The following is a 12,524-nucleotide window of genomic DNA, read 5'->3' as shown; positions in this document are numbered from 1 at the left end:
TCGGCAGTCGGGGTATCGGATCACTATGGAGCAACTTCTACAGCAGGTGGCCTCGGGATTGGCGAATGGCGCGATCTACGCGCTGCTCGCCCTCGCGCTTGTCATGATCTTCGTCTCGACGAACCACATCAACTTCGCCCAGGGCGAGATGGCGATGTTCAGCGCCTTCGTCTGCTGGCAGCTCCTCAACTGGGGCTATTCCTTCTGGGTCGCGCTTCCCGCGACCATGCTCTTCTCCTTCACCATCGGTGTCCTGATCGAGCGCATTATCCTGCGGCCTCTGCATACGGCGCCGCTGCTTTCCGTCGTCGTGGTCTTCATTGGCCTTCTGGCAATCTTCCATTCGCTTGCCGGCGCCATCTGGACACACACCGTCAAGCCATTCCCGTCGCCGTTCCCTGACTTCAGCCTTGTACATTCGGGGATCATCGGGCCCCATCAGATCGGCATGGTCGTCGTGGCGGTGGGCATGCTGGGCCTCCTCTTCTGCTTCTTTCGCTTCACGCCGCTGGGGCTCGCCATGCGGGCGGCGGCGCTCAACGCAACCTCGGCGCGGCTCGTCGGCATCAATGTCGACTGGATGCTGGCGCTCGGCTGGGGGCTCGCCGCAACCGTCGGTTCGGTGGCGGGAGTCCTCGTTGCCCCGGTCGTCTATCTTGAGCCCAATATGATGGCCGGCATCCTGCTCTACGGCTTTGCCGGCGCGCTCGTCGGGGGCATCTCGAGCCCTGGCGGCGCGGTCGCCGGTGGTTTCATCGTCGGCGTGCTCGAGAACATGGTCGCTTATCTCGGGAACATGCTCGAGCGTGCGACGGGTTTCTACCTCATCGGCAACGGCGAGAAGCTGACCGTTGCGCTCATCATCGTCATCACGGTGCTCACCCTGAAGCCGTCCGGCCTCTTCGGGCACGTTACGGTCAAGAGGGTCTGAGCATGGCCACGACGATGACGACAGAAACGAGTGCGGCGGGCGACCCGGCGGCGCTGCCGGGACTGCGCCGGCCGATCCCCAAATGGATCTGGCTCGGCATCATCTTCGCGGCGCTGCTGCCGCTGATCGGCGGGCAGACGGGCCTCATCTCGAACTTCTACTTCCTCCAGCTCTCGCTGATGATCGTTTATTCGATCGCCGTGCTGGGCTTGAACCTCCTGACCGGGTTCAACGGTCAGATCTCGCTCGGACACGGCGCGTTCTTCGCGGTCGGCGCCTACGTCACGGCGATCCTCATCGACCGCTACGAGATGCACTATCTCGCGACGCTGCCGCTCGCCATGATCGCCTGCTTCATCGTCGGCTATCTTTTCGGCCGGCCGGCGCTCCGCCTCGAAGGCCACTATCTGGCACTCGCGACCTTCGCGCTCGCCATCGCGGTTCCGCAGTTCCTCAAGTACCGCCACTTCGAGCCTCTCACGCACGGTGTCCAGGGCATCAACATCTTCAACCCCGACCCGCCGTTCGGCCTGCCGCTGAGCCCCGATCAGTGGCTCTATCTCGTGGTCCTCGCCTGCGCGGTCGTGATGTTCATCGTTGCTCGGAACATCGTCCAAAGCCGCATGGGCCGCGCGATGATGGCGATCCGCGACCAGCCGCTCGCCGCGGATACGATGGGCATCAACTCGGCGCGGACGAAGTCGATTACGTTCGGCATCAGCGCACTCTATGTCGGCCTTGCCGGCGCGCTTCATGCCATCATCTTCGAGTTCGTATCGCCGGACAGCTTCCGTTTCGAGCTGTCGATCGCCATGCTCGTCGGCGCCGTGATCGGCGGCATCGCCACGCTCTCCGGGGCGGTCATCGGCGGCTTCTTCGTCCAATTCATCGAGAAGTACGCGGATGCCTTGACGAAATGGATAACGTCGACCGTCCATCTGCCCATTCATCTGGAGCCGTGGACGATCTACGGCATCGTGCTGATCGTTCTGATGTACACTATGCCCATGGGCATTGCCGGAGGGCTTGCCTCACTGTGGCGCAAGATCCGACCACCCGGATAGGCGCCGCGTGGCGCCCTGATAGAGCCTTTCATAACTAGGCCGTTCTAAGGAGGAAGCAGATGACAAAGAGAACCCGCAGAGATGTTCTGGTCGGCGGCTCCGCGATTGCGGCCGCCCAGGTGATTGGCTTTCCGGCCATCGCCCAAGGCAAGAAGTATGACGACGGCGCGACCGATACCACGATCAAGATCGGCCACTCCGGCCCCTACTCCGGCAATGCCTCGGCCTACGGCAACATTGGCCGCACGATCGAGGCCGTGTTCAAGATGGTCAACGACAATGGCGGCATCAACGGCCGCAAGATCGAATTCATCACCTACGACGACGGCTACAGCCCGCCGAAGACCGTCGAGATGGTTCGCAAGCTCGTCGAGCAGGACAAGGTGCTCTTCCTGTTCAACACGCTCGGCACGCCGCCCAATACGGCCATCCACCGCTACATGAACCAGAAGAAGGTGCCGCAGCTCTTCGTTGCGACGGGCGCGTCGAAGTGGGGGCAGCCGAAAGAGTTCCCCTGGACCATGGGCTGGCAGCCCGACTACGTGACCGAGGGCGCGATCTACGCCAAGCACATCCTGGCGACGATCAAGGAGCCCAAGATCGGCATTCTCATGCAGAATGACGACTACGGTAAGGACTACTACAACGGCTTCATCCAAGGCCTCGGCGACAAGAAGAACCTCATCGCGCAGCTTGCGACCTACGAGGTCACCGATCCGACCGTCGACAGCCAGATGATCCAGCTCAAGAACACGGGCGCCAACGTGTTCTTCAACATCACGACGCCGAAGTTCGCCGCACAGGCGATCAAGAAGGCCTTCGAGATCGAGTGGAAGCCGGCGCACTACCTCAACAACGTGTCCTCGTCCTTCGGCTCGGTGTTCCGTCCGGCCGGCATTCCGGCCTCGCAAGGCGTGATGCTGGCGCTCTACCGCAAGGACGTGAATGACGCCCAGTTCGCGAGCGCGCCGGACGTCGTGGCCTTCAAGGCCTTCATGGCGAAGTACATGTCGAGCTTCGACATCAAGGACGACACGCACAACTACGGCTACTCGGTCACGCACACGCTGATCGAGGTGCTCAAGAAGTGCGGCGACACGCTGACCCGCGAGAACGTCATGAAGCAGGCAGCGAGCCTCAAGGGCTTCGAAGCGCCGCTGCTGCTGCCCGGCATCAAGATCAACACGAGCGCAACCGACTTCTATCCGCTGCAGTCGGTGCAAATGGCGCGCGTGAAGGGCGAGAGCTTCGAGATGTTCGGCGACATCCTCTCGAACGAGAGCGCCTGATCGTCAGGGCGACCTGCCGGCGCGGGAACGCGCCGGCCCCATCACCTACCGCGTTGTAAAGAATTTCGGCCCGGCACCAACGATGTTGGCGTCGGGCTTTCCTATGACCTTTGCGTCCTTGCCCTCGTACTCCACTGCATAGAGCACTGACCGGATGGCCTCCAGGCGGGCCCGGCGCTGGTCGTTGGCGAGTATCACCGTCCAGGGTGCCGTTGCCGTGTGCGTGAAACGGAACATCTCTTCCTTGGCGGCGCTGTAGTCTTCGAAGCGGCTCATGGCGGCAATGTCGATGTCGCTGATCTTCCATTGCTTCAGCGGATCGTGGCGGCGCTCGTGGAAGCGTTCGAGCTGCATCTCGCGGCCGATCTCAAGATAGAACTTGAAGAGGCGGATGCCGTCGCGCACGAGCATGCCTTCGAACTCGGGCGCCTCGCGCAGAAATACCGCGTGCTGCTCCTCGGTGCAGAAGCCCATGACGCGCTCGACGCCGGCACGGTTGTACCAGGAGCGGTCGAACAGCGACATGTCGCCGGCTGCCGGCAGATGCGCGACATAGCGCTGGAAGTACCACTGGCCCCTTTCGGTTTCGGTCGGCTTGGTCAGCGCGACCACGCGGGCGCTGCGCGGGTTCAGGTGGCGGACGAAATAGCTTATGCAGGTGCCCTTGCCCGCCGAGTCGCGCCCCTCGAAGAGGCAGACGATACGCTCGCCCGTGCCACGTATCGCGCTCTGCAGCTTGGCGAGCTCGACCTGCAGACCGAGGAGCTGCGCATCGAAGTCGTTGCGCTTGAGCTTGGTGTCATAGGGATAGCCGCCACTGCCGAGCGCGGCGTCCGCGATGGCCTTCGGAAATACGGGATTGTCGATATCGAAGTGGGCCAAGGCGGCCTTGTCCTTGGCCTTGGCGTTGCGGGACGTGCTCCCGGCCTTGCCCTTGCTCTTGTTGGCCATGAGGCGGTTCCTCGTCCTTCCTATGTCGCGCCGCCTGGGAAGTGGCGCGCCGCAAAGTCGGCAATAGCAGCAAGCACCGCGGCCTCCTGGTCGCGATGGGGCGAATGCCCGCACTTGTCGAGCACCAGCCGCTCGACCGGCCCTCGCGCAAGCTCGGCGATGCGGTCGATCTGCGCCAAGGTGCCGTATTCGTCGTCCCGGCCCTGAATGAGAAGTGTCGGTATGCTTAACGCGCGCGCCTCGGGTTCGAGGGACCAGTCGAGAAATTCCGGCATCAGCCAGGTATCCGCCCAGCCGTGAAAGGCGTCATCGACGTGGGCGTGATAGCGCGCAAGGCGCTCGCGGAGCGGGCCCTCGCCGTAGGTCGCGCTGATGCGGGCAATGCTGTCGACGCAGATGGGCTCGACCATGATGTGCGGCGCCATGAGCACGAGGCCGGCGACCGGCCGCCCCGCGGACGCGGCGTGGATGAGGGCAATCGAGGCGCCGTCGGAATGGCCGATGAGCAGCGGCTGTGCGATCCCCGCCCGATCGAGGACCAGGGGCAGCACGTCGAGGGCTTCCTCATGCATGAAGCGGGGCGTGCGCGGGCCTTCGAGGCTGGCCGACTGGCCATAGCCGAAGCGCGAGTAGACGAGCGCCGGTGCGCCGAGCTCACGGGCCACCTTGTCCGGGAAGTCGCGCCAGAGTGCCGCGCAGCCCAGTCCCTCGTGCAGGAAGACGAGCGGTGGTCGGTCGGTGACCGGCCCGGGAATGACGCGGTACTCGATGGCGCGGCCGCCGATGTCCATGAACAGCATCTAGTGCCCCGTTTCCGAGGTTCGCTTAACGTCGATGCGGGTGACCCGAGCGAAACTCGGAAACAACAGGGGCACTAGCATCGTAGATTTCCTGGTGTGATTCAGATCGAGAAATTCGCTCGATACCGTACCGCGAGCACTGGCGAATTTCTCGATCATCACACCAGCCCTAGACTCCCAGGTGGCGATGCATGAGCGCCGCATCGGCGAGCAGCGCTGCCGGCGGCCCCTCATGCACGATCTCACCCTTCACGAGTATCACGACACGGTCGGCGACGCTCGCCAGCTCGTTCACGGACTTGTCGACGATGAGGGCGGCGAGTCCGGTGCTGCGGAGGAGGCGGATCGTCGCCCAGATCTCCTCGCGGATGAGCGGAGCGAGACCCTCGGTGGCCTCGTCGAGGATGATGAGGCGTGGGTTCGTCAGGAGCGCGCGCGCAATCGCGAGCATCTGCTGCTCGCCGCCGGAGAGCTGATCGCCGCGGTTCGTGCGCCGCTCGGCAAGGCGCGGGAAGAGCTCGAAGACGCGGGGCACGGTCCATTCCGTGGCGCCATCAGGGCCGGGGCGCGCGGCAATGTCGAGGTTCTCCGCGACCGAGAGCGTCCCGAAGATGCCGCGCCCTTCGGGAACATACGCGACGCCCAGTTGCGAGCGCGCGAAGGTCGGCAGGCGCGTTGCGTCGATGCCGGCGAGCTCGACGCGGCCCTCGGCCGCCGGCACGAGGCCCATGATGGTGCGGATGAGCGTGCTCTTGCCCATGCCATTGCGACCCATGAGCGCGACCGTCTCGCCGCGGCCGACCGTCAACGTCACGCCGCGCAGGATGTGGCTCGGCCCGTAGAAGGCATGAAGGCCTGTCGCGGAGAGCAGCTCCGCATGACCCGTCATGACGCAGCCCCGAGATAGGCGCGCTGGACGGCGGCATCGGCACGGATGGCATCGGGCGGCCCGCTCGCCAGAAGGCCGCCTTCGACCATCACGGTCATGCGATCGGCGACCGAGAACACGAAGTCCATGTCGTGCTCGATGAGCAATACGGCGTGGTCGCGCGCGAGGCTCTTCAGCAGGCGCGCGAGGCCCAAGGATTCCTCGTTGCCCATGCCGGCGAGCGGCTCGTCGAGCAGAAGGACGCGCGGGTTTCCGGCGAGCGTCATGGCGATCTCGATCAGGCGCTGCTCGCCGTGCGAAAGCGTGCCGGCAATGCGATTGGGTGCCTCGTGGAGACCGATGCGTTCCAGCACGGTGGCGACGCGGGCGTCGATATCACGGGCGGATGTGCGCGGCCGCAAGAGCTCGCGCGCCGGCGTGTGGATGGCCTGCGCGGCGAGGCGGACGTTTTCGAGGATCGAGAGCGGGGGAAAGATGTTCGTGCGCTGGAAGGAGCGGGCGACGCCGGCCTGCGCCATCTGCGGCGCCGAGGAACCAGCGACCGGGCGGCCATCGAGACGGATCTCGCCGGAGGTTGGCTTGAGCTCCCCCGAGAGCAGGTTCACGAGTGTCGACTTGCCCGCGCCATTGGGGCCGATCACGGCGTGCAGCTCCCCGCGCCGGAGTGCAATCGAGACATTGCGCACGGCCGCGAGGCCGCCGAAGGATTTGCTCAGCGCTGTCGTCTCCAGGACCGGGGTGGCCTCTGCGCTCATGGCCGCACCTGCTCGTCGCGCGCGGGGCGTCTGCCATAGGCGGGCCGGATGAAGCGCGGAAAGCGCAGGCTGGCGAGGCCACGTGGCAGAATGAGCACCACGGCGAGGATGACGAGACCTTCGAGCAGCAACTTGCGTTCGGCGAGCGCCTGCACCTTGAGCCCGAAATGCTCGAGCCCGATGGCGGCAAAGAAGCGCGCGAACGGCTTGGCGTCGCCGACGAGCTGCGGCAACTCGCCGAGGCCCGTGAAAGCGAGCGCACCGAGAATGGGCCCGTGCAGCGATTGGAGCCCGCCGAGCAGGATCATGAGGAGCGCCTCGGCCGAGCGGTGCCAGCCGACAATCTCGGGGTTCACGAAGGCGCGATGCATGGCCCACATGTGACCGGCGACACCCGCCAGCGCACCCGCAATCACGAAGGCAGCAAGCTTGTAGCGGTACGTGTCATAGCCGAGCGCGCGCATGCGGTGCTCGTTCACGCGGATGCCTTCGAGCACGCGGCCGAACAGCGAGCGCAGAAGGAAGGCGAGGAACAGGTACATGGCAACCAGCTGCACGAGCGCCACATAGTACAGGAACACCGGGCGCTGGCGGCGCGTGTAGGTCAGCTCGAGACCGAGGAAGGAGAGCGCCGGTCGCGCGAGATAGGCGCCATCCGTGCCGCCCCCGAGCTTGGTGTCGTGGAAAATGAAGAAGATCATCTGCCCGAAAGCGAGCGTGACCATGAGAAAGAAGAAACCGCGCGTTCGGAGCGAGAGCGCGCCGACGATGAGCGCCGCGGCGCCCGCGGCCAGCACGGCGAGCGGGAGCGTGATCATGATCGAGAGGCCCGCATCCTCGGGCGTCACGAGGTAGACAGTATAGGCCGCGAGCCCATAGAAGGCGCCATGGCCGAGGCTGACGAGGCCCGTGCAGCCGACGAGGAGCTGGAGGCTCAGCGCGAGCATGGCTGCGACGAGCGCTGTCGTCGCAAGCTCCACGTAGTAGTACTGGACCATATAAGGCAGCAGCGCCAGCAGCACGGTGCCGGCGGCCAGACCGAAGGCTCCTTTCGGCGTCGGCAGCATTGTGCGCCGTCCTCCTCAGCCGCGTTGACCGAAGAGGCCGGTCGGCCGCCAGAGCAGGACCGCGGCCATGAGCACGTAGATGGCGAGCCCGGCGACGGCGGGCACATAGGCCTTGCCGAGCGTATCGACGAGGCCGATCAGCAGTGCCGACCAGAAAGCGCCCGAGATCGAGCCGAGCCCGCCAATGACGACCACCACGAACGAGATGATGAGAAAGCCGTCGCCCATGCCCGGATAGACAGAGTAGAGCGGAGCCGCGAGCACGCCCGCCGTCAGCGCCAGCGCCGTGCCGACGGCAAAGACGGTCATGTGCACGCGCCGTGCGTCGATGCCGATCACGTCGACCATCTCGGGTTTCTCGGCCGCGGCGCGGATGACGGCGCCCATGCGCGTGCGCTCGATCCACAGGAAGAGCGCGACGGCGAGCGCAAGACACACGCCGATCACGGCGAAGCGATAGGCAGAGTAGGAGAAGCCGGCGGTGATCGGCACCGAGAAGTCGAACGCCGTCGGCACCGGGACCGAGTAGAAGTCATTGCCGACGAGTATCGAGCGCGCTTCCTCAAAGAGCAGGATGAGGGCGAAGGTCAGGAGCACCTGATCGAGGTGATCGCGCTTGTAGAAATGGCGGAAGAGCCCCCGCTCGAGGAGTGCGCCGAATGCTGCACCGCCGAGAAGCGCCAGCGGCAGCGCGAGCCACGCCGAGCCGACACTGCGGGTCACCAGATAGGCGACATAGGCGCCGACCATGAACAGCGAGCCGTGCGCGAGATTGATGATGCCCATCACGCCGAAGATCAGCGTGAGGCCGCTGGCGATCAGGAACAGCAGGAGCCCGTACTGCACGCCATTGAGGAGCTGCGCGAGGAAGCCGGCCAGACTCATGCAAGGCTGCTCATGAATGCCATCTAGTGTCCCGATTCCGAAGTTCGCTTAACCTCGATGCCAGTGTCCCGAGCGAGCTTCGGAATCAAAAGGGACACTAGAATCATAATCTTGCTCGTGTGATTCAGATCGAGAAATTCGCTCGATCCCGTGTCGCGAAAGGTGGCGAATTTCTCGATCATCACACTAGCGACGCGAGCGGAGCGCCGGCGCCTCCCCAGGAAGGATCTGTGAGAGGCTTTTAGTGCATTCGCGGCACAACCGGAACCCTGTTGCCGCGCTCTCGGGGCCCTTGGGCTGGCTCATGCCAGCCCTTCGCGGTGCCGTTAGCATTCGACGAACGAGGCAGTTGCCCCGGCCGCCCTGCCTCCCGATAATGCGGCCTAAGACAAGCCTCTAGATTGGCCCTGGCGTGGGCCTCGCGATGGGAGCGAAACAGATGTCCGAGAAGGTCTATGCCGTGCCGGCCGAGTGGGCGAGCCGGGCCTGGGTCGACGAGCAGAAGTATCAGTCGATGTACAAGCGCTCTGTCGAGGACCCCGAGGGCTTCTGGGGCGACATGGGCAAGCGGGTCGACTGGATCACGCCCTATTCGAAGGTGAAGAACGTCTCGTACGGGCCGGGCGATGTCTCGATCAAGTGGTACGAGGACGGCACACTCAATGTGTGCGCGAACTGTGTCGATCGCCATCTGAAGACGCGCGGCGACCAGGTGGCGATCATCTGGGAGGGCGATGACCCGACCGTCGATCAGCAGATCACCTACCGCCAGCTCTATGAGAGGGTCTGCAAGTTCGCCAACGTGCTCAAGGCGAACGGCGTCAAGAAGGGCGATCGCGTCACCATCTACCTGCCGATGATCCCCGAGGCGGCCTATGCCATGCTGGCCTGCGCGCGCATCGGTGCTGTTCACTCGGTCGTTTTCGGCGGTTTCTCGCCGGACAGCCTCGCTGGCCGCATCGAGGATGCGACCTCGAAGTTCATCATCACGGCCGATGAGGGTGTCCGCGGCGGTCGCCCGATCCCGCTCAAGAAGAACACGGACGAGGCTCTCGCCAAGGTCGGCAAAGGCGACGAGAAGGTGCTGGTCGTCCGCCATACCGGTGGACAAATTGCCTGGAAGCCCGAGCGCGATATCTGGCTGCACGAGGCGCAGGAGAAGGTCGGCGCGGAGTGCCCGCCGGAGACGATGAGCGCCGAGGATCCGCTCTTCATCCTCTATACCTCGGGCTCGACGGGCAAGCCCAAGGGCGTGCTGCACACGAGCGGCGGCTACCTCGTCTATGTCTCGATGACGCATCAGTACGTCTTCGACTATCACGACGGCGACATCTATTGGTGCACGGCGGACGTCGGCTGGGTCACGGGCCACAGCTACATTCTGTACGGGCCGCTCGCCAATGGCGCGACGACGCTCATGTTCGAAGGCGTGCCGAACTATCCGACAGCCTCGCGCTTCTGGCACGTCGTGGACAAGTGGAGCGTGAATACGTTCTACACGGCGCCGACGGCGATCCGCGCGCTCATGGGGGCCGGCGACGACTTCGTGAAGCGCACGAGCCGCGCGTCGCTGCGCCTGCTCGGCTCGGTCGGCGAGCCGATCAACCCGGAAGCCTGGGAATGGTACAACCACGTGGTCGGCGAGAGCCGCTGCCCGATCGTCGATACGTGGTGGCAGACCGAGACGGGCGGCATTCTCATCACGCCGCTCCCCGGCGCGACCAAGACCAAGCCGGGGTCGGCCACGCGGCCTTTCTTCGGCATCCAGCCCGCGCTCGTCGATGAGAGGGGCGCGCGCATCGAAGGTGCGGGATCCGGCAATCTCGTCATTCTCGATAGCTGGCCGGGCCAGATGCGCACGGTCTACGGCGACCACGAGCGTTTCGTGCAGACGTACTTCTCGACCTACCCCGGCACGTACTTCACGGGCGACGGCTGCCGGCGCGACGAGGACGGCTATTACTGGATCACCGGCCGCGTCGATGATGTCATCAACGTGTCCGGCCACCGCCTCGGCACGGCGGAGGTCGAGAGCGCCCTCGTCTCGCATCCCAAAGTCGCGGAGGCGGCCGTGGTCGGCGCGCCGCACGACCTCAAGGGCCAGGGCATTTACTGCTATGTCACGCTCATCCAGGGCAACCAGCCGACGGACGAGCTGAAGAAGGAGCTTGTCGCGACCGTCCGCAAGATCATCGGTCCGACGGCTTCGCCCGATTGGATTCAGTTCTCGCCCGGCCTGCCGAAGACGCGCTCGGGCAAGATCATGCGCCGCATCCTGCGCAAGATCGCCGAGGACGACTTCTCCAATCTCGGCGATACCTCGACGCTCGCCGAGCCGGCCGTGGTCGACGATCTCGTCGCCAACCGGCAGAACAAGCGGGTCGCAGGCTGAGACGCGATCAAAGAGGTTTCAATGCGCCGGCGCCGGTCTCGGAAAGAGGCCGGCGCCTTTATTTGCGATGCCCGGTAGAGTGCTTCAGTTCTTCGCCGCCAGCTTGCAACCGCCTTGATCGAGCGGACGGAAGGCTTGTTCGGCCGGGATCGTGCGGATGAGCTTGTAGTAGTCCCAAGGGTACTTGGACTCAGATGGCGACTTGACCTCGAAGAGGTACATGTCGTGCATCTTGCGCCCGTCGATGCGCACGTATCCCTTGCCGAAGAGCGGATCGTCGGTCGGCAATTCCTTCATCTTGGCGACGACCTTGTCGCCGGGCTCATCCGTCCCGAGCGCCTGCACGGCCTTGAGATAGTGGATGATGCTCGAGTAGAAGCCGGCCTGCGCCATGGTCGGGCGGCGGTTCCTGAAGCGGTCGCCCCAACGCTTCGACCATGCGCGGGATTCTTCCGTGCGATCCCAGTAGAAAGCGCTGGTGAGCTGGAGGCCTTGCGCCGCATCGAGCCCGAGGCTGTGGATGTCCGAGATGAAGACGAGGAGGCCGGCGAGCTTCTGGCCTCCCTTCACGACGCCGAACTCGGCCGCCTGCTTGATCGAGTTGATGGTATCGCCGCCGGCATTGGCGAGGCCGACGATCTTCGACTTCGAGGCCTGGGCCTGGAGAATGAAAGACGAGAAGTCCGACGTATTGAGCGGATGGCGAACGCTGCCGAGAACCTTGCCGCCCGACTTCGTCACCACGGCGCCGACATCGCGCTCGAGCGCATAGCCGAAGGCGTAGTCCGCCGTGAGGAAGAACCAGGTGTCGCCGCCCGACTGGACCACGGCGGAGCCGGTGCCGTTGGCGAGCGCGTACGTGTCGTACACCCAGTGGATCGTATTGGCATTGCAGAGCTTGCCCGTGATGTCGGACGAGGCCGGGTCGGAGGCGAGAAAGACCTTGTTTTTGGAACCGACGAGCGTCTGGATGGCGAGGCTCACGGCTGAGGACGACGCACCGGCGATCATGTCGACGCCGTCGACGTCGAACCAGCGGCCGCCGACCGACATGCCAATGTCGGCCTTGTTCTGCGTGTCGGCGTAGACGACCTCGATCTTCTTGCCGAGCACGGTCCCGCCGAAATCCTCGACGGCCATGCGCGCGGCTTCGACGGCGCCCATACCGTTGATGTCGGCATAGATGCTGTTCATGTCCGTGAGCACGCCGATTCTGACGACGTCTCCAGAGATCTGCGCGTTGGCGGGGCCGGCCGCGATGGCCATCGACAGCGCGGCAGCGCCGGCGAGCAGGTTGCGTGCTAACGACATTATCGGTTCTCTCCCTGGCTTTTTTCGATTGTCCCTTTGTCGGTGCCGGCCTTGGCTCACGGCCACGCGGGCGGCTTGCCGTTGCGCGCAAGTCGATCGCGATGGGGCGGTAAAGCGGAAGTGCCGGTAGGGGGAAAGATCGAGTGCGCGAGACGAGGGGCCGAGCATAGAACTGCCCGTCCGACGAAGG

General features: G+C 64.6%; 11 protein-coding genes. 4 read left to right on the top strand and 7 right to left on the bottom strand.

Translation table 11 applies throughout. From position 1 onward, the window contains the following. Positions 1-25: 25 nt before the first annotated feature. The 3 genes from CS1BSM3_RS03425 to CS1BSM3_RS03415 are packed head-to-tail and all read left to right on the top strand — an operon-like array spanning position 26 to position 3,284. Complete coding sequence (locus CS1BSM3_RS03425; protein ID WP_072385555.1) at positions 26-931, top strand: branched-chain amino acid ABC transporter permease; 906 nt, start codon at positions 26-28, stop codon at positions 929-931. A 2-nt stretch (positions 932-933) separates the two neighbouring features. Continuing rightward, entirely contained in the window at positions 934-1,995 is a 1,062-nt protein-coding gene (locus CS1BSM3_RS03420) for a branched-chain amino acid ABC transporter permease (protein WP_210188740.1), read from the top strand. Positions 1,996-2,054: 59 nt separating this feature from the next. Beyond that, on the top strand, positions 2,055-3,284 hold the full coding sequence (locus CS1BSM3_RS03415; RefSeq protein ID WP_072385554.1) for an ABC transporter substrate-binding protein: 1,230 nt from the start codon (positions 2,055-2,057) through the stop codon (positions 3,282-3,284). Between the two features lie 45 nt (positions 3,285-3,329). Here CS1BSM3_RS03415 and ppk2 read toward each other — a convergent pair whose 3' ends face one another. The 6 genes from ppk2 to CS1BSM3_RS03385 all read right to left on the bottom strand — a co-directional run bounded on the left by ppk2 (position 3,330) and on the right by CS1BSM3_RS03385 (position 8,631). Continuing rightward, a complete protein-coding gene (ppk2, locus tag CS1BSM3_RS03410) occupies positions 3,330-4,235 on the bottom strand; it encodes a polyphosphate kinase 2 (RefSeq protein WP_072385553.1) in 906 nt (301 codons plus the stop codon). A 20-nt stretch (positions 4,236-4,255) separates the two neighbouring features. Further along, positions 4,256-5,035 (bottom strand): alpha/beta fold hydrolase, encoded by a 780-nt coding sequence (locus CS1BSM3_RS03405; RefSeq protein ID WP_072385552.1) that lies wholly within the window; start codon positions 5,033-5,035, stop codon positions 4,256-4,258. Positions 5,036-5,204: 169 nt separating this feature from the next. Beyond that, a complete protein-coding gene (locus CS1BSM3_RS03400) occupies positions 5,205-5,924 on the bottom strand; it encodes an ABC transporter ATP-binding protein (RefSeq protein ID WP_072385551.1) in 720 nt (239 codons plus the stop codon). Beyond that, positions 5,921-6,679 carry an ABC transporter ATP-binding protein gene (locus CS1BSM3_RS03395; RefSeq protein ID WP_072385550.1) on the bottom strand — a complete coding sequence of 253 codons (759 nt, stop codon included), beginning with the start codon at positions 6,677-6,679 and terminating at the stop codon, positions 5,921-5,923. The genes CS1BSM3_RS03400 and CS1BSM3_RS03395 overlap by 4 nt, the downstream gene beginning before the upstream one ends. Next, on the bottom strand, positions 6,676-7,746 hold the full coding sequence (locus CS1BSM3_RS03390) for a branched-chain amino acid ABC transporter permease (protein WP_072385549.1): 1,071 nt from the start codon (positions 7,744-7,746) through the stop codon (positions 6,676-6,678). Before CS1BSM3_RS03390 ends, CS1BSM3_RS03395 begins: the two co-directional genes overlap by 4 nt. 15 nt (positions 7,747-7,761) lie before the next feature. Then, entirely contained in the window at positions 7,762-8,631 is an 870-nt protein-coding gene (locus CS1BSM3_RS03385; RefSeq protein ID WP_072385548.1) for a branched-chain amino acid ABC transporter permease, read from the bottom strand. A gap of 439 nt (positions 8,632-9,070) precedes the next feature. On the opposite strand from CS1BSM3_RS03385, the gene acs reads away from it, so the two are divergent. Further along, positions 9,071-11,023, top strand: a complete 1,953-nt coding sequence (gene acs, locus CS1BSM3_RS03380) for an acetate--CoA ligase (RefSeq protein WP_072385547.1) — start codon at positions 9,071-9,073, stop codon at positions 11,021-11,023. 84 nt (positions 11,024-11,107) lie between these two features. Here acs and CS1BSM3_RS03375 read toward each other — a convergent pair whose 3' ends face one another. Further along, the gene (locus CS1BSM3_RS03375; protein WP_072385546.1) at positions 11,108-12,334 is read right to left on the bottom strand and encodes an ABC transporter substrate-binding protein; all 1,227 of its coding nucleotides are present in this window, start codon (positions 12,332-12,334) and stop codon (positions 11,108-11,110) included. Positions 12,335-12,524 lie beyond the last annotated feature (190 nt).

It is taken from the genome of Hyphomicrobium sp. CS1BSMeth3, from assembly GCF_900117415.1.
Taxonomy (GTDB): domain Bacteria; phylum Pseudomonadota; class Alphaproteobacteria; order Rhizobiales; family Hyphomicrobiaceae.
Note: the sequence above shows the minus strand (reverse complement) of the source record. Positions and strands in the feature narration are given on the sequence as shown.